General features: G+C 65.7%; 19 protein-coding genes. 15 read left to right on the forward strand and 4 right to left on the reverse strand.

Going from position 1 to position 19894, the window contains the following annotated elements; genetic code table 11:
- Window positions 1–67 precede the first annotated feature (67 nt).
- Window positions 68–1147, reverse strand: coding sequence for an HD-GYP domain-containing protein (locus ACNI3Q_RS08245; RefSeq protein ID WP_426275696.1), 1080 nt, complete (start codon window positions 1145–1147; stop codon window positions 68–70).
- A gap of 109 nt (window positions 1148–1256) precedes the next feature.
- Between ACNI3Q_RS08245 and ACNI3Q_RS08250 the strand changes: the two genes are divergently transcribed.
- Window positions 1257–2327 (forward strand): acyltransferase family protein, encoded by a 1071-nt coding sequence (locus ACNI3Q_RS08250; RefSeq protein WP_426275697.1) that lies wholly within the window; start codon window positions 1257–1259, stop codon window positions 2325–2327.
- Here ACNI3Q_RS08250 and purB read toward each other — a convergent pair.
- Window positions 2303–3637, reverse strand: coding sequence for an adenylosuccinate lyase (gene purB, locus ACNI3Q_RS08255; protein WP_426275698.1), 1335 nt, complete (start codon window positions 3635–3637; stop codon window positions 2303–2305). The two genes, ACNI3Q_RS08250 and purB, sit on opposite strands and share 25 nt — an antisense overlap.
- A 255-nt stretch (window positions 3638–3892) precedes the next feature.
- On the opposite strand from purB, the gene ACNI3Q_RS08260 reads away from it, so the two are divergent.
- Both ACNI3Q_RS08260 and ACNI3Q_RS08265 read left to right on the forward strand, forming a co-directional pair.
- On the forward strand, window positions 3893–4315 hold the full coding sequence (locus tag ACNI3Q_RS08260; protein WP_426275699.1) for an EF-hand domain-containing protein: 423 nt from the start codon (window positions 3893–3895) through the stop codon (window positions 4313–4315).
- A 90-nt stretch (window positions 4316–4405) separates the two neighbouring features.
- Window positions 4406–4588 (forward strand): CsbD family protein, encoded by a 183-nt coding sequence (locus ACNI3Q_RS08265; protein WP_426275700.1) that lies wholly within the window; start codon window positions 4406–4408, stop codon window positions 4586–4588.
- Between the two features lie 75 nt (window positions 4589–4663).
- Here the strand turns inward: ACNI3Q_RS08265 and radC are convergent, their stop codons facing one another.
- Window positions 4664–5347, reverse strand: a complete 684-nt coding sequence (gene radC / locus ACNI3Q_RS08270) for a RadC family protein (protein WP_426275701.1) — start codon at window positions 5345–5347, stop codon at window positions 4664–4666.
- A 136-nt stretch (window positions 5348–5483) separates the two neighbouring features.
- Between radC and ACNI3Q_RS08275 the strand changes: the two genes are divergently transcribed.
- From ACNI3Q_RS08275 to ACNI3Q_RS08320, 10 genes are all read left to right on the forward strand, one after another.
- Window positions 5484–8699, forward strand: coding sequence for an intermembrane phospholipid transport protein YdbH family protein (locus tag ACNI3Q_RS08275; protein ID WP_426275702.1), 3216 nt, complete (start codon window positions 5484–5486; stop codon window positions 8697–8699).
- Window positions 8696–8929 carry a YnbE family lipoprotein gene (locus ACNI3Q_RS08280; RefSeq protein WP_426275703.1) on the forward strand — a complete coding sequence of 78 codons (234 nt, stop codon included), beginning with the start codon at window positions 8696–8698 and terminating at the stop codon, window positions 8927–8929. The genes ACNI3Q_RS08275 and ACNI3Q_RS08280 overlap by 4 nt, the downstream gene beginning before the upstream one ends.
- 26 nt (window positions 8930–8955) lie before the next feature.
- Window positions 8956–9330 (forward strand): YdbL family probable chaperone protein, encoded by a 375-nt coding sequence (locus ACNI3Q_RS08285; RefSeq protein ID WP_426275705.1) that lies wholly within the window; start codon window positions 8956–8958, stop codon window positions 9328–9330.
- Window positions 9331–9515: 185 nt separating this feature from the next.
- Complete coding sequence (locus ACNI3Q_RS08290) at window positions 9516–9836, forward strand: AtpZ/AtpI family protein (RefSeq protein ID WP_260021706.1); 321 nt, start codon at window positions 9516–9518, stop codon at window positions 9834–9836.
- 95 nt (window positions 9837–9931) lie between these two features.
- On the forward strand, window positions 9932–10696 hold the full coding sequence (locus tag ACNI3Q_RS08295) for a F0F1 ATP synthase subunit A (protein ID WP_426276644.1): 765 nt from the start codon (window positions 9932–9934) through the stop codon (window positions 10694–10696).
- Between the two features lie 45 nt (window positions 10697–10741).
- Window positions 10742–10969, forward strand: a complete 228-nt coding sequence (locus ACNI3Q_RS08300) for a F0F1 ATP synthase subunit C (protein ID WP_260021707.1) — start codon at window positions 10742–10744, stop codon at window positions 10967–10969.
- Window positions 10970–11034: 65 nt separating this feature from the next.
- Complete coding sequence (locus ACNI3Q_RS08305; protein WP_260021708.1) at window positions 11035–11532, forward strand: F0F1 ATP synthase subunit B; 498 nt, start codon at window positions 11035–11037, stop codon at window positions 11530–11532.
- Window positions 11525–12091 (forward strand): F0F1 ATP synthase subunit B family protein, encoded by a 567-nt coding sequence (locus tag ACNI3Q_RS08310; RefSeq protein WP_426275708.1) that lies wholly within the window; start codon window positions 11525–11527, stop codon window positions 12089–12091. Before ACNI3Q_RS08305 ends, ACNI3Q_RS08310 begins: the two co-directional genes overlap by 8 nt.
- Window positions 12092–12149: 58 nt before the next feature.
- Window positions 12150–14024 carry a CHASE3 domain-containing protein gene (locus tag ACNI3Q_RS08315; RefSeq protein ID WP_426275710.1) on the forward strand — a complete coding sequence of 625 codons (1875 nt, stop codon included), beginning with the start codon at window positions 12150–12152 and terminating at the stop codon, window positions 14022–14024.
- Between the two features lie 36 nt (window positions 14025–14060).
- A complete protein-coding gene (locus ACNI3Q_RS08320) occupies window positions 14061–14366 on the forward strand; it encodes a hypothetical protein (RefSeq protein WP_426275712.1) in 306 nt (101 codons plus the stop codon).
- 9 nt (window positions 14367–14375) lie between these two features.
- Here the strand turns inward: ACNI3Q_RS08320 and ACNI3Q_RS08325 are convergent, their stop codons facing one another.
- Window positions 14376–14963 (reverse strand): hypothetical protein, encoded by a 588-nt coding sequence (locus ACNI3Q_RS08325; protein ID WP_426275714.1) that lies wholly within the window; start codon window positions 14961–14963, stop codon window positions 14376–14378.
- Between the two features lie 84 nt (window positions 14964–15047).
- Here ACNI3Q_RS08325 and uvrC point away from each other — a divergent pair, with 84 nt between their 5' ends.
- Both uvrC and ACNI3Q_RS08335 read left to right on the forward strand, forming a co-directional pair.
- Entirely contained in the window at window positions 15048–16970 is a 1923-nt protein-coding gene (gene uvrC, locus ACNI3Q_RS08330) for an excinuclease ABC subunit UvrC (protein ID WP_426275716.1), read from the forward strand.
- Between the two features lie 96 nt (window positions 16971–17066).
- Window positions 17067–19877, forward strand: coding sequence for a DUF3857 domain-containing protein (locus ACNI3Q_RS08335; protein WP_426275718.1), 2811 nt, complete (start codon window positions 17067–17069; stop codon window positions 19875–19877).
- Window positions 19878–19894: the final 17 nt, after the last annotated feature.

A 19894-nucleotide genomic window follows, 5' to 3' on the forward strand; every position in this document is an offset into this window, starting at 1 on the left:
TGGCGAAAGGCTATCATGCAGCGGCCTGTTGGCAACCGCCCTCGTTCAAGCGGCGGTTTGCCGGAATTCATGCCTGAGCGGGGCGCTTTTCATAGTTCCAGCGCATCAGCATCCGGCGCAGTTCCGGCCAGTCATGGATTGCCCAGCGATCGGGGCGTTCAATGCCGATGATCCGGTCGCGATGGGTGTCCACCCGTTGCCATTCCAGCGGGCCATTGCTGGGGATGCAGTGAAAGGCGATGACCGGAGGGTTCAGGGGGTCTTCGCCCTCGTCGACGATGACGGCCAGCCGCTCGCTGGCCAGCCGCACCATCGCGCCCGGCAGGAATGCGCCCAGCATCCGGACAAAGACCGTCACCAGCGAGCTGTCATATTCGTCGGGACTGCCGCGCAGTTCGTCGATGAGCTGGGCGGCGGTCAGCGGCTGGGCATAAGCGCGGGGCGACGTGCCAGCATCGAAGGAATCGCAGATGGCAGCCACGCGCGCGCCAAGCCCGATTTCATCGCCGCGCAGGCCATAGGGATAACCCGACCCGTTCAGTCGCTCATGATGCTGCAACACCGTCTGCAGCACGAAATCCGAAACGCCGCCGGCCTCTGCCAGCATCTTGCAGCCCATTTCGCAATGCCGCTTGACCGCAGCCTGCTCGTTTTCGTCCAGCGGTCCTTCCTTGGCCAGGATTTCCGCCGGAACCGCGGTCATGCCGATGTCGAGCAGCAGCCCCGCCATGCCGAAATCGGAAATTTCCTCGGCGGTCAGGCGCAGTTCGCGAGCCATGCTGATCATCAGGCCGCTGGTGCCGATCGCATGGAAATAGACGGCCTCGCTCGCGTCGCGGAGGCGGATCAGGCTGGGCAATGCAGTTGCGTTGCGGTTCAGTGAGGCGGCAACCGCGTTTACGATGGGGACAAAGGCCGTTGCATCGATTGCGTCCCCGCCGCGCGCGCAGGCAAAGGCATAGGCAATTGATTCCCGCGCGAGATCGATGATCTCCTTGGCGCGCGCCAGTTCTTCGGCGCGGCTGGCCGGCTTTGCCCGCAAGTGCAGGCTGGGCGCCTTGCCGAATGATGGTTTGCGCGGTGCCGCAGCATTCTTGCTTTGCGCCGCCAGTTGTTTCCAATCGGAGATGTTGAGCAAGCTTTCCATGCAGCGGATTTATCCGCAGTTTCTTCACGAACCGTTACGGCAGCGATTTTTGGCGCAGGATCGAATTCGGTGTAGACGGCAGCGGGGTCCGGTGGGGGAACGACGCGCAATGGCCGGTTCGGCGATCAGGCACGACAGTGACGGTTGGCGGCCACAGCTGGACGGACTGCGAGCCATCGCGGTCGCCATGGTGCTGTTCACGCATCTGTGGGACACGGGATCGATCGCCGGATCGATCGGCGTTCGGCTGTTCTTTGTCCTCAGCGGATTTCTGATCACGCATATGCTGGTGGACATGCGGGCGAGCGATGCCGCGTTCAGCACCGGTCCGCGCGCCTGGCTGGTTTTCTTCGCGCGGCGGGCGCTTCGGCTGTGGCCTGCCTATTATCTGTTGCTGGCGGTGATCCTCATCGTGAATGTCCAGCAGGTCCGCGACAGTGGCTGGTGGCACGTCCTGTACCTGTCGAACGTCTATTTCGGGTTCAAACAGGGGTTCGAGCCATGGATCATCGGCCCGTTCTGGACGCTGGCCATTGAACAGCAATTCTATCTGATCTGGCCGTTCCTGATGCTGATCCCCCGCCGCCGCTGGTTGCTGTCCATCGCTGTTGGCGCGGTATTGGCCGCCGTGGCGTGGCACCTGGCGACCGACCGGTTCTGGCCCGGTCATTTCGGCAAGTACATGCTGTTGCCCGCATCGATTGACGCGCTAGGCGCGGGTGCGGCGCTCTCGCTGGCCTGGCGGCAGGGCGGGGTGCCGCGCTGGCTGATCGTGCTGGCAATCGCCTCCGTCCCCGTCATTGCGGCGCTGTTCGTGACGGGGCTGACGGATTGGCCGCTGACCATGATCAGCCTGCCGCCGATGATGCTGGCCGTCGCGCTGTGCCATCAGGGGATGGGCGGGCCACTTGGCGCATTGCTGTCCAGCCGCCCGCTGACCGCGATCGGCAAGGTCAGCTATGGCGTCTATCTTTATCACCTGTTCGTCATGGCGGCGCTGACCCGGCTGGCCGGCGCGGCCGGATATGCCCTGTATCCCGGCCCGGCCCTGTTCGTGGCGGGCGGCGCAGCGACGCTGATGGTCGCTGCGCTATCCTGGCGATTGGTCGAAGCGCCTGCCAACCGGCTGAAACGGCATTTCCGGTTCGGCCAGCCTCAACCCGCGGCGGTCGCTGCCTGATCCCCGAACACGCGGGCAAAGATCGTATCGACCTGAGCCAGGTGATAATCGAGGTCGAACCGCGCCTCGATCTCCTCTGTGCTGAGCGCCGCCGACACTTCCGGATCGTTCTTCAGCAGGTCCATCAGCGACAGCGCGCCGTCGGATTCCCACACCTTCATCGCATTGCGCTGAACCAGTCGATAGCTGTCCTCGCGGCTCAGCCCGGCTTGCGTCAGCGCCAGCAGCACGCGTTGCGAATGGACGAGGCCGCCCATGCGGTTGAGGTTTCGTTCCATCCGCTCGGGATAGACGACCAGCTTGTCGATCACGCCGGTCAGGCGGCCAAGCGCGAAATCCAGCGTGATGGTGGCGTCCGGGCCGATATAGCGTTCGACCGAGGAATGGCTGATGTCGCGTTCGTGCCACAGCGCGACGTTTTCCAGCGCGGGGGTGACATAGCCGCGCACCATGCGGGCCAGGCCGGTCAGGTTTTCGGTCAGCACCGGGTTGCGCTTGTGCGGCATGGCCGACGAGCCTTTCTGACCGGGCGAGAAATATTCTTCCGCCTCCAGCACCTCTGTCCGCTGCAGATGCCGAACCTCGGTCGCCACGCGCTCGATCGAGCTGGCGATGACGCCCAGCGTGGCAAAGAACATGGCATGCCGATCGCGCGGGATGACCTGTGTCGACACGGGTTCGACGGTCAGGCCCAGCTTGTCAGCGACATAGGCCTCAACGCGCGGATCGATATTGGCAAAGGTGCCGACCGCACCGGAAATGGCGCAGGTGGCAATGTCCGCCCGCGCCGCAACGAGACGCGCCCGGTTGCGGTCGAACTCGGCATAGGCCTGAGCCAGCTTGAGGCCGAAGGTGACGGGTTCGGCATGAATGCCGTGGCTGCGCCCGATGGTTGGCGTGAACTTGTGCTCCATCGCCCGGCGCTTGATTGCAGCAAGCAGGGCATCAAGGTCAGCGATCAGCAGGTCGGCAGCGCGGGCCAGCTGAACCGCCAGCGTCGTGTCCAGCACGTCTGAACTGGTCATCCCCTGATGCATGAAGCGCGCTTCGTCGCCGACCTGTTCGGCGACCCAGGTGAGAAACGCGATCACGTCATGCTTGGTCACCGCCTCGATCGCGTCGATGGCGGCCACGTCGATCGCGGGCCTGGTCGCCCACCAGTCCCACAGCGCCTTGGGGGCCGATTGCGGAACCACGCCCAGATCGGCGAGTGCCTGCGTCGCGTGCGCCTCGATCTCGAACCAGATCGCGTAGCGCGCTTCCGGCGTCCAGATGGCGGTCATTTGGGGGCGGGCATAGCGGGGGACCATCGGGCGTCCTTCTGATTGCAATTCTGGCGGGGAGAGAATGGGGCGGAAATGCGGCTCGTCGTGCCCAGCACTCGGAATCCGGGCGAACCGGCCCGTAGCAAAGCCGGTCCGCGCGGGCAATTCGCAGCCAAATGATCCCGTCGCCGTTGGTTGTTCAACAGCTTCGGCTGTGCCGGCCGGTTCAGCTGATTGCCCCCAATTAAGGCAGGACCGGCCGGTTCGGAATTCAAAGAATGATGTTGAAGGAGCAATCCCATGTTGAAGACCATCATGCTGGCCGGTGCGGCCCTGATCGCTACCCCTGCAATTGCGCAGGACATGCAGCAGGCCCCGGCCGATCCCGCTGCGGGTACGGCGCAGACGGCCCCTGCCCCTGAGCAGACCGCCCCAGAACAGGCCGCCCCCGCGCAGGATCAGCCCGCAACGACCGCGGACCAGGTGGCGCAGGTGATCGACGCCGACTGGGCCAAATATGACGTGGATGGCAATAGCGAGCTGAGCAAGGAAGAGTTCGGCACGTGGCTGGGCACGCTGCGTAAGGCGAGCGAGCCTGGCGCCGACCTTGCCTCGGCCGAAATGCAGGGATGGATGGGTCAGGCATTCGCCGCGGCCGACGCCGACAAGTCGAGCTCGGTCAGCAAGCCCGAACTGACCAAGTTCCTGTCGCAGTCCGCCTGAACCAAGCAGGGCGCGGGGGTTCCTGTAACCGGGAACCCTTTGTCCCCCCGCTGGTTTTCATGGTCCCGAACGGATTGAAAGGAGTGTCCCATGGGTGAACTGACCGACAAGCTGGCAGCAGCTGGCAACAAGCTCGCCGGGAATGCCAAGGAAGCGATTGGCAAGGCGACGAACAATCCCGAACTGGAAGCCGAGGGCAAGGCCCAGCAGCTGAAGGGTACGGGCCAGGATATCGCCGGCAGCGTCAAGGGCGCGATGGGCGACAAGATCTGATCGTTCGTCACGACAATGGAAAAGGCGGTGCCGGAAACGGTGCCGCCTTTTTCGTATCTCGTGCGGCCGTAGACTTCAGATCAGCCCGTTTGCCCGCATGCTGAAATGCCCGTTTCGCCCGATGATCAGATGATCGTGCACGCTGATGTTCAGCGGCTTGCCCGCGGCGATGATCGCTTTGGTCAGGTCGATGTCCGCCCGGCTGGGACTGGGATCGCCGGAGGGATGGTTATGGACCAGAATGATCGCCGCCGAACCAAAATCGAGCGCCCGTCGGATGACCTCGCGGATATAGACGGGCGCCTCGTCGATGGTCCCGCGGCCAAGCTCGTCATCGAGGATCAGGGCATTGCGGGTATTCAGGTGCAGGACGCGCACCTGTTCCACCTGAACATGCGCCATGGCGCCGCGCAGATAATCCAGCAGCGCCTGCCAATTGGACAGGACGGGCCGGTTTTCCACCTCGCTGCGCAACGTGCGGACCAATGCCGCGCGCACGATCTTGATCGCTGCGGCCGCCGCATCCCCCGCACCGTCGACCTGCCGGATCGATTCCACGTCAGCCGCCAGCAAGTCGGGCAGGCTGCCGAATTTGGCCAGCAGACGCTTTGCCGTCCCCTTGGTGTCGCCGCGCGGCTGAGCGGTTGCCAGCAGATATTCGACCAGTTCATGGTCGTGCAGGTCCCGCCCTTCGGATGCAAGCAGCCGCTTTCGCAGCCGCTCGCGGTGTCCGGTGCCGTCGGTTCCGGGATCGTTCATCCCCCAGCGGTAGCACAGGTGGCGTCGGCGGCAAGCCGTGCTAACCCGGACGCGTGATAACGATCGCCAACCATCCCAGTGCATTGGCCTGCCGGGCAAGCCTGCCCCGATGCCGGGCCGGAGCGGTGCGGCGGTCGTGAGCGAGCCCGAACCGTTCGACCTGAACATGGGTGCTGCGCCCGCATCGCCGCGCCGGCGTCGTCTGCTGCGACGGTCGGCACGGATCGGCGCCGTGACAGGCATCATCCTGTTCGCGGCGGCTGGCATCCTGTGGAGCCAGCGTCGGCCGATTGCCGACGGGTTCATCCGCGACGCCCTGATCCAGCGGGGCGTGCCCGCCCGGTATACGATTGCCGATATCGGGTTCCGGACGCAGCGGATCACCAATCTGGTGCTGGGCGACCCGGCCAATCCCGACCTGACCGCCGATTGGGCGGAAATCGACCTGAGCCTGGGCTTTGGCGAGCCGGAGGTGGTGGCGGTGCGCGCCGGCAAGGTCCGGATGCGGGGCAAAGTGGTGGGTGGCAAGCTGACGCTGGGCACGCTGGACCGGCTGATGCCCGCGCCGTCGGGCGAGCCCTTTTCCCTGCCGCGAATCGCACTGGCGATCGGGGACGGGCGTGCCCGGATCGACACTGCACAGGGACAGGTTGGCGTAAAGCTGACCGGCGCGGGTCGGCTGGACGACGGATTCCGAGGCAGGATTGCCGCAGTGGCGCCCAAGGTCACGTCGGGGCCATGCCGCGCGGCGCGGATGACGCTGTATGGCGATATCCGCATCACTGCCCGCCAGCCCAGGTTCGACGGGCCGCTTCGCATCGCGGGCGCGCGGTGCGACACCACCATGCTGGGCGCGTCGTCCGTGGCGGTGAAGGTTGCGCTGAACGAACGGCTGGACCGGTGGCGCGGTGAGGCGGGGCTGATGCTGGGCGCGCTGAACGGCCCGCGCGCTTCGCTGCGCACGCTGACTGGCACCGTCCGGTTCGATGGCGGCCCCGGCGCAACGGGCGGCGGCATGGACCTGTCCGCATCGGGGATCGCGACCGATCTGGCATCGGCGGGGCAGGCGCGTGTCGTCGGGCAATACAGGGTCGGGAATGCTCAGGCGCTGGATGCGCGGCTGACGCTGGACGGGGTGCGGGCGGACAACGCGGTCCGGCGGCAGATTGCCGCCCTGCGCGGCAGTGGCACGGGAACGCCGGTCGGGCCGCTGATGGATCGACTGACGGATGCGCTGGGCGCGATGGCCAGCGACGCGATGGTTGCCGCCGATCTGGCAGTGGAGGCAAAGGGCGGTGCCGTTTCGGGGCAGCTCCGGCGGATGACGCTGAACGCGACCAGCGGTGCGCGGCTGTCGCTGACCGATGGCGATGGCGCGCGTTTTTCATGGCCGGCGGGTGGCCTGACCCTCAACGGCATCGTCGCGTTCGGCGGCGGCGGCCTGCCCGATGGGCTGATCCGCCTGAATCAGGTGCGGCCGGGCGGGGCGGTGACGGGGCAGGCGGTGATCGCCCCCTATCGCGCGGGGGATGCCAGCCTGGCGCTTAATCGAGTGGCATTCCAGCTGGCCGAAGGACGCGCGCAGATGACGGGCGCTGCGGTGCTCAGCGGGCCATTGCCCGGCGGGCGCGTGGATGGCCTGTCGCTACCCATCGATGCACGCTTTGCCGATGGGCGGTTGACGGTCAATCCCGGCTGCGCCCCGCTGGCGTTCGAGAAACTGATGGTCAGCACCCTTACGCTTACGCCGGCGCGAATGACCCTATGTCCCACGGATGGCGCCATGCTGCGGCTTGCCGATGGCCAGGTGGCGGGCGGCGTGTCGACCGGCGCAGTGCGCCTTGCCGGATCGCTGGGCGGTGCACCGCTGACCGTCGATGCAGCACGCGGCCGTTTCGACCTTGCCGCCAGCCGGTTTGCGCTGGGCCAGCCCGCGCTGGCAATCGGTACGCCGGATCGGGTCAATCGCCTTGCCGCAGAAACGCTGGACGGAGCGATTGCGGACGGCGGCGTGTCGGGCCGCTTCGTCGGCCTGAACGGACAGATTGCGCGCGTGCCGCTGATTCTCTCCAACGGGGCGGGCGAATGGCGCTTTGCCGATACGGCGCTGACCGTCAGTGGCGGCCTGACCGTCAGCGACGATGTAAACGCGGTCGAGCCGGGCCAGCCGCCGCGCGAACCCCGGTTCAACCCGATGGTCAGCAACGACATCCGCCTGACCCTGGCCGACAGCAAGATCCTGACCACCGGCACGCTGACCCTGCCTGGAGGGGATCAGACGATCGCTGCCGTCACCATCCGGCACGATCTGTCGCGCACGGTCGGCGATGCCGTGATCGATGTGCCGGGCATCCGCTTTGCCGAAAGGGGCCTGCAGCCGCGCGATCTGACCGAGCTGGCATTCGGCGTCGTCGCGGCGGTGAAGGGCGAGGTCAACGGGCGCGGCACGATCAACTGGACCGGCCAAGGGGTGACCAGCGGCGGCACGTTCCGGACCGATAGCCTGGACCTGGCGGCGGCATTCGGCCCAGTCACCGGCCTGTCCGGCGAACTGCGCTTTTCCGACTTGTTGTCGCTGGAAACCGAGCCCGGGCAGGTGGTTCGGCTGGCCGAGGTCAATCCCGGCTTTCCGGTGCGGGACGGGCAAATCCGGTATCGCCTGCTGGCCGGACAGAAGGTGGCGATCGAAGGCGGGCGCTGGCCGCTGGCGGGCGGGGCCATGGTGCTAGAGCCGACCGTGCTTGATTTCGCCAGCACCGCGCCCAAGCGGATGGTGTTCCGTGCAGAGGGCGTCGATGCCGATCAGTTCCTGCAACAGTTTGATTTCGACAATCTGGACGCCACAGGCACGTTCGACGGGGTGATCCCGGTGCTGTTCGATGCCAGCGGCGCGCGGGTCGAGGGTGGGCGGCTGGCGGTGCGGCCGGGCGGCGGCACGCTCGCCTATCTGGGCGAACTGAGCGAGGAACAGCTGGGCGCATGGGGCGATTTCGCGTTCCAGGCGCTGCGCGCAATCCGCTATCGCGAGCTGGAACTGGCGCTGAACGGGCCGCTGGCCGGCGACATGATCACCGAAATCCGCTTTGCCGGCGTCGCTCAGGGCGCAGGGACGAAGAGCAATTTCCTGATCCGGCGGCTGGCGCGATTGCCGCTGGTGTTCAACATCCGCATCCAGGCGCCGTTTCTGCAACTGATCGATTCTGCCAAGTCGATCTATGATCCGTCCAACCTCGACGTGCCCACCCTGTTGCGCGAACAGGCAGAGCGCGAGGCGCAGGCGCGCGGCATAATCGCCTCGCCTATGCCACTGCAACCCGGTATTCAGCCAACAGAAAGCGAGAAGATGCCATGAGTGCAACGGTTGGCGACGGCGTGGTGCCGCCCGCAGCGAAGGGAAAGGGCCGGATTGGCTGGACGATGATGGCGGCGGTCGCGATGGCTGGCCTTGGCGGTTGCATCACCGTGAATGCACCGGACAAGCCGATCGAGATCAACCTCAATATCAAGATCAGCCAGGAAATCGTGTATCGCTTTGACGGCGATGCCAAGCGGCTGATCGACGAAAATCCGGGAATCTTCTGATGGGAACGGCGATGGACAGGACGGGCATGAAAATCACCGCGGCGCTGCTGGTGCTGGCGGCGGCAGGTTCGGCCGGGGCGGCGCTGGCTCAGGCGCGCGATCCTGCCTATGCGGCTGCCCGCGCGTCGGGGCAGGTGGGCGAGCAGCCGGACGGCTATCTGGGCGTTGTCGGCAATGCGCCCGCTGATGTCCGCAAGATGGTGAGCGACATCAACCTGCAGCGCAAAAAAGCCTATACCACCCAGGCGCAGGCCGAGGGCGGGACGGTGGAACAGCGCGGGTTCGTCACCGGCTGCAACCTGATCGCGCGAACGGCACCGGGCGAAAAATACATGGATCCGGCGGGCGCGTGGCAGACGCGGGGGTCGGGCGCCCCGATCCGCGATCCGAAGTGCATCTGAACCCGATCGCATAGCTATGCAGCGCGTGCCGCCCGTTTCCCGCCGGCCGCGCTGACCCCGGGCTGCGGCCGTCAAATCCCACCTGTTGACTCAGGGGTCCCCCCTTCCTAAACGGCCCCTGCCTTGGCGGGCCGGCGCCCGGCATTGGCGTTCCTCCGACCCCCACGGGCAACAGAAGGACGCAAATGACCGATCGCAGGCCCGGACTGGACCCCCTTGGCGAAGATGCGCGGCTGGATTCGCTCGAAGAGCGGCTTCGGCGGGCGCAGGCCGAGGAAGCGGTGCGGCGCGGCGAAGCACAGCCCGACAAGGGCGAGGCGGATACCCGGATGGGCAACCGCGTGCTGGCCGAGCTGATCGGGGGACTGGTTGGGGGAGCCGTTATCGGGTGGTTGCTCGACAGCTGGCTGGATACCTCGCCGTGGCTCCTGCTGGCGATGCTTGCCCTTGGGGTGGCGGGTGCCTTCAGGAACATCATCCGGATTGCGAACCGGCGCTCGAAATAATTTCGGGCGCCGCTTTATAACTTGGTTCTTTGACGGGAATGGCGTCCAAGGGAATGGCTGGGGCAGTGGCTGAAGAAGCAGGCAAGATCGACCCGATGCACCAGTTCCAGGTGCAGGCGATCGGCGACCCGTTGTTCACGGTCGGCGATGCGGCGATTTCATTTACCAATTCCGCGGCATGGATGCTGATCGCGCTCGTCGCCCTGTGGGTGTTCGTGATCGGCGGCGCGAAGGGGCAGATGGTTCCCGGCCGCTGGCAGATGGCGGTGGAGGGCTTTACCGGCTTTATCGGCAACCTGCTCAGCGCCAATATCGGTCCGGCGGGCAAGAAGTACGTGCCGTACGTCTTCACGCTGTTCATGTTCATCCTGTTTGCTAATGTGCTGGGCCTGCTTCCGCTGGGCTTGGTTGGCGTCCATCCGTTTACCTTTACCAGCCATTTCACGGTGACGGGCGTGTTCGCCATCGTGAGTTTTGCCATCGTGCTGGCGGTCGGGTTCGGCAAGCATGGCCTGAAGTTCTTCAAGCTGTTCGTGCCGCACGGCACGCCGATCCCCGTGCTGCTGCTGGTCGTGCCGATCGAGATGATCTCGTTCCTGGTGCGGCCGTTCAGCCTGGCGCTGCGACTGTTCGTCGCGATGACCGCCGGACACATCCTGCTGAAGGTGCTGGCCTATTTCATCGTCAATTCGGTGAATGCCGGTGCCGGTCTGGGCGCGGCGGTGGGCATCCCCAGCTTTCTGCTGATGGTTGGCGTATCCGCGCTGGAACTGCTGGTGGCGGGGGTGCAGGCCTATGTCTTTGCGCTGCTGACCAGCCTTTACATCAACGATGCCGAGCATCTGCACGAGCATCACTGATCCCTTTTTCGTCAAACACCTGATTATCCCTAAGGAGTGAATTCAATGGAAGCTGATGCGATCAAGCTGCTGGGTGCCGGTCTGGCTGCCATCGGTGCCGGTCTGGCCGCGCTGGGCGTGGGCAATGTGTTCGCCGCGTTCCTGGAAGGCGCGCTGCGCAACCCGTCGGCCGCGTCGAGCCAGCAGGGCAACATGTTCATCGGCTTCGCCGCCGCCGAACTTCTGGGCCTGCTCGCGTTCGTCGTCGCGGTTCTGCTGATCTTCGTCGCGTAATTCTGCGCGACGGACGATGACCGGGCCGGAATCCTTCCGGCCCGCAGGATACGGGAACGCATTGAATGCCTCAAATCGCGCAACTCAGTGATCTTGGCTATCTGCTGTCGCAGGTGCTGTGGATCGTCCTGATTTTCGGTCTTGCCTATGTTCTGGTCGGCCGCGGGCTGGTGCCCAAGGTGACCAAGACGATGGACGCGCGTGACGCCGCCATTGCTGCCGATCTGGCAGCGGCAGAAAGCGCGCGGATCCAGGCCGACGCGACCGAGGCGCAATGGCGAGCCAAGGAAAATGCCGCGCGCGAAGCTGCTCAAAAGCTGATCGCAGAGGCAAAGGCATCGGGTGCCCGGTCGACCGAGGCTGCGCTGGCCGCCGCCAATGGTGCCGCCGAGCAGAAGATCGCCGAGGCAGAGGCGCGGATCGCCGCATCGCGCGATGCAGCGGTTGCCGAAGTCGAAGGCGTTGCCGCCGATGCAGCGCGCGATATCGTCGCCCGGCTGTCCGGCGTCAGTGTAACCGAGGAAGCGGCGCGGTCCGCGGTGAAGGAGGCCATTCATGGCTGAAGCAGCGCATGGCGGCGTGACCGCGACGACCGAGGCTCATGGCGGCGCGGCCGAACATCATGCCGATCCGACGGCCCTGTTCCTTGACCCGACGGGTTGGGTCAGCCTGGCCATGGCGGTCTTCCTGCTCATCCTGCTGGTCAAGGGCGTGCCCGCCCTGATCGGTGCGATGCTGGACAAGCAGATTGCCGCCATCCTCACGCGGTTGGACGAGGCCAAGGCGCTGCGCGAGGAGGCAGAGCGTCTGCGCGACGATTATGCCCGCCGGATTGCCAATGTCGAGGTGGAGACCAAGGCAATGGTGGAAAGCGCGCGTGCCGAAGCTGACGCGCTGGTCGTCAAGGCGCAGGCCGATGCCGATGCGCTGATCGCGCGCCGCGCCCGCATGGCCGAGGACAAGATCGCCGCTGCCGAGCGTCAGGCGCTGGCCGAAGTTCGCGCGACCGCTGCCGATGCAGCAACGCGCGCAGCCGGTGCCATCATCGCCGCCAATCACGGCGCCGATGCCGACAAGCCGCTGGTCGATCGGACCATCGCCGGCCTGTCGCGGCTTAACTGACCCCGATCCCATCATAATTTCGTTGCGCCGTCCGGGTGCAACGGGCACGGGCGGCGGCATGACCCGCCGCCCGATCGATTCCAGACTTGTGGTTCTTGCATCAGGGTTTCTGATCCTGACCGCAGCGATCGTATCCACGATCATGCTGGTCCGCGACCAGCGGGCAGCAAACGAACGCGTGCTTCACGCGCTGCAGGTTCATGACCGCATCGGCAGCATCGTTTCCATTATTCAGGATAGCGAAACCGGAGCCCGCGGCTTTGCGCTGACCCGCAATCCCGAGTTTGCCGAGCCGTTCCTGGTGGCGCGCCGCCGACTGCCGGGCGAACTGAACGAACTGATCAAGGCGGTTTCCGACAATCCGGAGCAATTTGCCCGCGCACGCCAGCTTCGGGTGCTTGCCGAACAAAAGATCAGGATTTCGACCCGCATCGTGGATGCCGCCCGGATGGGGGGCATAATCGATGCCGCAGCCGTCGTCCGGGAGGGCGAAGGCAGGCGCGTGATGGACGAGATCCGCGTGCTGAGCGGCGAGATGAAGGATGTCGAGCGCGGCCTGCTGCGTCAGCGCGACGATGCGGCGGATTCGCGTACTCGCCTAGTTCTTGGCTGGCTGGTGCTCAGCGCGTTTGGAACCCTGTTGCTGGGGGCGTTTGTCCTGCGCCAGCTGCAGCGGCGGCTGGAGCAGGCGAATGATGCGCGGGATCAGCTGGCGGCCGCCAATCAGCTGCTGATCGAAGAGGCAGGGGCGCGCGAAGAGGCACAGTCTCAGGTTCGCCAGCTGCAGAAAATGGAATCCATCGGCCAGCTGACCGGCGGGATCGCGCACGACTTCAACAACATGCTGGCCATCGTCACCGGATCGCTGGAACTGGCCGTCCGGCATCTTGGCACCAATCCGGAACGGGCCGGGCAGATGATCGGCAATGCGCAGGAGGGCGCGAGGCGGGCGGCAGAGCTGACGGCACGTCTGCTCGCCTTTTCCCGCCAGTCGCCGCTTGCGCCGCGGGCGATCGACGCCAATCGCCTTGTTGGCGGAATGTCCGAATTGCTGCGCCGGACGCTGGGCGACGGCATCCGCGTCGAAACGGTGCTGGCCGGTGGCCTGTGGCCCTGCCTGATCGATGCCGGGCAGCTTGAAAACGCCATCCTGAACCTGTCGGTCAATGCGCGCGATGCCATGGGCGAGGGCGGGCGGCTGACCATCGAGACGGCGAATGCGCATCTCGACGACGCCTATGCCGCGGAACATGCCGAAGTGACGGCCGGGCAATATGTGATGATTTCGGTCAGCGATACCGGCAGCGGGATGCCGCCAGAGGTGATCCAGCGGGCATTCGACCCATTCTTTACGACCAAGGGCGTCGGCAAGGGCACCGGCCTTGGCCTCAGCCAGGTCTATGGCTTTATCAAACAGTCGGGCGGCCATGTAAAAATCTATTCCGAGGAGGGGATCGGCACGACGATCAAGCTCTACCTGCCGCGCCACTTCGGCCAGGTTGCCGCGCCCGCCCCGGGGATCGAGGGCGGGGATCAGCTGCCCCATGCCCGCGATGGCGAAGTGGTGCTGGTGGTCGAGGATGAGGAGCGGGTGCGTCGGATGTCGGTGACCGCGCTGGAGGAACTCGGCTATCGCGTGATCGAGGCCGCCGATCCCCATCGTGCGCTTGCATTGCTGGACCAGCGCGATCGCATCGACTTGTTGTTCACCGACGTGATCATGCCCGACCTGAACGGCCGGCTGCTGGCCGAGGCCGCGCGGGAGAAGCGGCCCGGATTGCCGGTGCTCTACACCACCGGCTATACCCGCAACGCCATCGTCCATAACGGGATGCTGGATCATGATGTTGCATTTCTGGCCAAGCCGTTCACGATGCGGCAGCTGGCGGAAAAGGTCCGGCAGGTGATCGACGGAGAAGCCGGCTGCGCCTGACGCCGGTCGTCAAGAACAGGGGAGAGAAGCGTGCCGATGATGACGCTTGCGGTGATGCTGGCGACGATGCCGGTGGTTCAGGATCATTCGGCGCATGGTGGCAAGCCGGCGACGACGCCTGCGGCTTCCGTCGCCCTGTCCCTGGATACGCCCGTCGAGACGCTGGCGGCCAACCCGGCGTCCAAGGCCGTGCTGGACAAGCATTTTCCCGAAATGCTGAAGCACCCGATGTATGATCAGTTCAAGCAGATGAGCCTGAAACAGCTGCAGCCGCTGGCGCAGGGTCAGATTACGAACGATATGCTGACCGCCGCCGAAAAGGATCTGGCGGTGATCAAATAAGCGGCGGGATCAGTTCGGCTTCACGCGGGACAGGATGCCGCAGCCATAGGCTTCGGCATAGGGCCGATCCCAGCACGCAAGAAACCCGTCAAGCACGTGCAGGTTCATCGGCCATTGCACGGGCTGAGGCCTGCCCTCCCGATCGACAGGTTTGTACCATTCGGGTCGTGGCAACACCGCCAGTTGCGCCCGTGCCCGTTCCAGCGCGGGCCGGTCGCGGCGGAGGAACGCGATGCTACCATCGACATAGTGGTTCCAGCCGAACGGCGCATCTTCATCCGCGGGCTTGCGGGATTGATCGAACAGGGCGATCGCGGCATCGGTCTGGCCGATATAGGCGCGCATCTGTCCTTCGTGCCATGTCAGGATCGGGTGGTTGACGCCGTGCCGGGTCCGCCAGTCACGGATTAGGTCCGCGGCCTGTGCATCGCAGCCGCGATTGGCAAGCGCACGCCAGCCGCCGTCCATGTCCTGATCGAACGCCTGTTGCGACAGGGCGAGCAGCGCCGCCCGGTCATGGGCGCAATCCGGCGCGACGGGCGTGGCAGGCTGAGCGGACTGGGCGGCCTGGGCGAGCAGGGCAAGGATGAGCAGCATCGTACGAAAGGCTGATGCAGCACCGGGTTTGCGTCAAGCCATGGCTGGCGTTTCCATTGCCGAATCCCTAAATCCCGCCACGTCATGTCGACCCCCAACAGTCCCGACCGGTTCAACGAGGAAAAGGCCGCCTATGCCGTGCGCGGCGCGGAACAGCTCGACCTGGAGGTCGGGGTGGCGGCGATCCGCAACGTCCTGAATACCCTGCCCACGCGGCCCGGCGTCTATCGCATGACTGATGCGCGGGGCGACGTGCTTTATGTCGGCAAGGCGCGGGCGCTGAAACACCGGGTGACCAATTACACCCAGGTCACCCGGCTGTCGAAACGGTTGCAGCGGATGGTCGCGCAGACGCGCGGGATGACGATCGTGACCACGGGCAGCGAGGCCGAGGCGCTGTTGCTGGAAGCGCAGCTGATCAAGCGGTATCGGCCACCCTACAATGTCCTGTTGCGCGACGACAAAAGCTTCCCCTTCATCCTGATCCGGCAGGATCACGACTTTGCGCGGATCCAGCTGCATCGTGGTGCGCGCCGGGCAAAGGGCGATTATTTCGGGCCGTTCGCGGGTGCGGGTCAGGTGCGCAAGACGCTGAATGCGCTGCAGAAACTGTTCCTGCTGCGATCGTGCACCGACAGTTTCTTCAAGACGCGGGACCGGCCGTGCCTGCTCTATCAGATCCGCCGGTGTTCAGCGCCATGCGTCGGGCGGATCAGCACCGAGGATTATGCGGAGCTGGTTGCCGATTCCAAGGCGTTCCTGACCGGCAAATCGACGCAGGTGCAGGCCAAGCTGGGCCAGCAGATGACGGCGGCAGCGGAAGCGATGGATTTCGAGCTGGCCGCCGTGCTGCGCGACCGGCTGAAGGCGCTGACCTTCATTCAGGGCAGTCAGGCGATCCATGCCGACGGGGTGGGCGATGCCGATGTGTTCGCGCTGGCCGCGAAGCAGGGCGTCATCGGGATCGAGGCGTTTTTCATCCGCGGCGGGCAGAATTGGGGCCATCGCAGCTTTTACCCCACGCACGTCGCCGATGTGCCGGAAGACGAGGTGCTGGCCGCGTTCCTGATGCAATTCTATGAGGAAGTGCCGCCCGCGCGGAACGTGTTCCTGGATCGCGAACTGGCCGATGCGGAATTGCTGGCCGAGGCGCTGTGCGAGCGGGCCGGGCACAAGGTGGCGATCAGCGTGCCGCAGCGGGGCGCGCGCCGCCGCCTGATGGAACAGGCGCAGCGCAATGCCGTGGAGGCGCTGGACCGGCGGCTGGCGGAAAGCACGACCCAGGCGAAGCTGCTGGCCGAGGTGGCGGATCTGTTCGACCTGCCCGCGCCGCCGGACCGGATTGAGGTTTACGACAACAGCCATATTCAGGGAACGAACGCGCTGGGCGCGATGATCGTCGCCGGGCCGGAGGGGTTCCGGAAGGGCGGATATCGCAAATTCAACATCAAGCGGAAGGACACCGTGGGCGGCGACGATTTCGCGATGATGCGCGAAGTGCTGACCCGCCGCTTTGCCCGCGCGCAGGAGGAGGACCCGGACCGGGAACGGGGCGAATGGCCCGACCTGGTGCTGGTCGATGGCGGCAAGGGGCAGCTGGGTGTCGCGATGCAGGTGCTGGAGGAGCTGGGCATCGAGGATGTGCCCGTGGTCGGCATCGCCAAAGGGCCGCATCACGGCCGCGAGGGGCGCGAGGTGTTCCACCTGATGGACGGGCGGGAGTTCCAGTTGCCGGTCAACGCGCCGGTGCTGTTCTACCTTCAGCGATTGCGTGACGAAGTGCACCGCTTTGCCATCGGCGCCCATCGCGAAAAGCGGGCAAAGGCCATCGGTGCATCGCCGCTGGACGAAGTGCCCGGCATCGGTCCGGCCCGGAAAAAGGCGCTGCTGATGCATTTCGGCACGGCCAAGGCAGTGCGTTCGGCCAGCCTGGACGATCTGAAGCGGGCACCCGGTGTCAGCGCGGCGGTGGCCCAGCAGGTTTACGATTTTTATCACCCGAATTGAACGCTTTGCCGCTTGCGGGCGGCGGGATGGGCGCGTTACGCTCCCCTGAACGGGGGGTCGATATTCTGCGACCGCCCCGTGGGGGCGGAAATCGGCATGATGTGGGTTCGGGTGTGTTCGTGGCTGGTGATGGCGCTGGCTTGGGTGTCGGCGGCCAATGCGGGTGAGACGATCCGGTATGAGGCCGCACCCACCTGGATCAAGGCTGCCCCTGCATTGAATGCCGCCAAGCTGACCGATGCCGATCCCCCCTTGCAGGTGCGCGACCAGCAGGTCCGGCTGAACGGCGAAGAGGCATGGGTCTATAGCGATCTGGCCACCCGCGCGGCGACGGCGCAGATGCTGGGCGATATCGGCAACCTTCGGCTGGCGTGGAACCCGGATACCGGCGACCTGATCGTCCATTCCGTCGAAATCCTTCGCGGCGGCGAGGTCATCGATGTGCTGAAGGGCGGCCAGAAGTTCGAGGTGCTGCGCCGTGAACAGCGGCTGGAGCAGCGCTGGGTCGACGGGATGCTGACCGCGACGCTGTCGGTTCAGGGGCTGCAGGTCGGCGACGTCCTGAGAATGCGGTTTTCCGAGACGAACAAGGATGGCGCGCTGGGCGGCGGTGTGCAGGCGGCGGTGGCGCTGCCCGCGGAACCGGCCAAGATCGGTTATTCCCGTACCCGGATGATCTGGCCAAAGGACCAGAAGATCGCATGGCAGAGCTATGCCGACGGCTTTACGGCCAAGGCGGTGGCCAATGGCGACTGGAACGAGCTGGAATGGATCGGCACCTTGCCCAAACCGGCGGAGCTGCCCAATGACGTGCCGGTGCGCTTTCGCAAGCTGCCGATCCTGGAAGCGACCAGCTTTGCCGACTGGGAGAGCATTTCGCGGACCATGGCCGCGCTCTACAAGACCGATGGCCTGATCGCGGCGAACAGCCCGCTGGCCGGCGAAGTCGCCCGGATCCGCGCCGCCGAAACCGATCCGCTGAAGCGCGCGGCGTTGGCCCTGATCGCGGTGCAGGATCAGGTGAGTTACCTGTTCAACGGCATGAATGGCGGCAATTACCGGCCGCAGACCCCGGCCGACACGTGGCGGCTGCGCTATGGCGACTGCAAGGCGAAGACGCTGTTGCTGCTGTCGATGCTGCACGCGCTTGAGATCGAGGCGGAGCCGGTGCTGGTCCACAGCCAGCTTGGCGGCCTGTTGCCCGGCCGCCTGCCGATCCCTGCGGCGTTCGACCATGTGATCGTCCGGGCGGAAATCGGCGGCACCAGCTATTGGCTGGACGGCACGAGCGCGGGCGCGCAGCTGGCGGACATGGCTGATGTGCCGCCATTCCGCTTTGCCCTGCCGCTGCGGCCCGACGGGTCGGCATTGATGCCGATCGATGCCCGCGCGCCGGCCCGGCCCCAGTTTCAGGCGGAGGTCGAACATGATCTGTCGGCCGGCATCGACCTGCCCGGCACCTATACCGCGCGGATGACGATGCGCGGGCCGCTGGTCGAACAGCTCAAGGCGGCGCAGGCGCAGGGCAATCCCGACGCGATGGAGCAGATGGCGAATGGCATCAACCGCAGCATCCTGAGCCAGGGTGCGACGATGACCGGTCATCAGATGGCGTTCGACGCCGCGGCGGGGACCGTGACCGTGACCATGACCGGCGTGGCCAGCGGAGGCTGGACGCGTGACGGCGAGCGCCGCGTGCTGGATGTCGACAAGACGGTTTCGTCGATCACCTTTTCGCCGGACCGGTCGCGGACGGCGTGGCGCACGCTGCCCGTGGCGACGGGCGATGCCGAACATATGGTGTGGCGCCAGCGGGTGAAATTGCCCGGCAAGGGCCGCGACTTCCGGCTCGACGGCGATGTGGAATTGCCCGCGACGCTGGCCGGGCGCAGCCTGTCGCGCAAGGCCGCGATCGGCAATGACGGCTGGCTGGTGATCGAGGACGAGATCAAGTCGACCGGCACGGAGATCGCGGTCGCCGACATTGCGGCCACGCGGCAGGCGATGGCGCGGGCCGGCAGCCGCTCGCTCAAGCTGATCGCGCCAGCCGCAACGCCGCCCCAATGGCAGCAGGTTCAGGCCGCCAAGCAGGCCAACGCCTTTGCCCCCGTGCTGGCCGCCTATGCCGCCGCGATCAAGGCAAAGCCCGACAAGCGCGAGCCGCTGACCAACCGTGCGGATTTCTATGCCACGCTGTTGGACTGGAAGGCGGTGATCGCCGACCTGAACCGCGCGCTGGCGATCGAAACGGACGCCGACCTGTTGCTGTGGCGCGCGCGGGTCCATCAACTGATGAAGGATGACAACAAGGCGCTTGCCGATATTCAGGCCGCGCGCGCCATCGATCCGGGGTCGTTCGGCGCGGTGAGCGCGCTGACCATGCTGCAGATGCGGATCGGACAGGGCGATGCCGCGCTCGAACTGCTGGACGAGCGCATTGCCGAGGGCGGCGAGGACAAGGCCGGTTATCTGTCGCACAAGGCCGATGTGCTGGCGGAAATGGGTGAGATGGACCTGGCGCTGGCAGCGATGGACGAGGCGCTTGCCGCCTCACCCGGCGACCCGGACCTGCTGAACGGCCGGTGCTGGCTGAAGGGTACGCGCAACGTCGCACTGGATACCGCGCTGAAGGATTGCACCAAATCGATCGAACTGAACGACTATCCGGCATCCGCATTGGACAGCCGCGCCATGGTTTATTTCCGGCTGGACCGGATGGACGATGCGCTGGCCGATCTGAAGGCCGCGATGGACCTGTCGCCCGATATGCCCGGCAGCCTGTATCTGCGCGGCATCATCCAGCGGCGTCAGGGCAAGATGGCCGAGGGCGATGCCGATCTGGCTGCCGCCCGGATGCTGTCGCCGCGCATCGACGAGGATTATGTGCGGTACGGCATCAAGCCGTAACCACCGGGCCATCACAG

Origin of the sequence: Sphingomonas eleionomae (assembly GCF_049889035.1) — a bacterium.
Taxonomy (GTDB): domain Bacteria; phylum Pseudomonadota; class Alphaproteobacteria; order Sphingomonadales; family Sphingomonadaceae; genus Sphingomonas.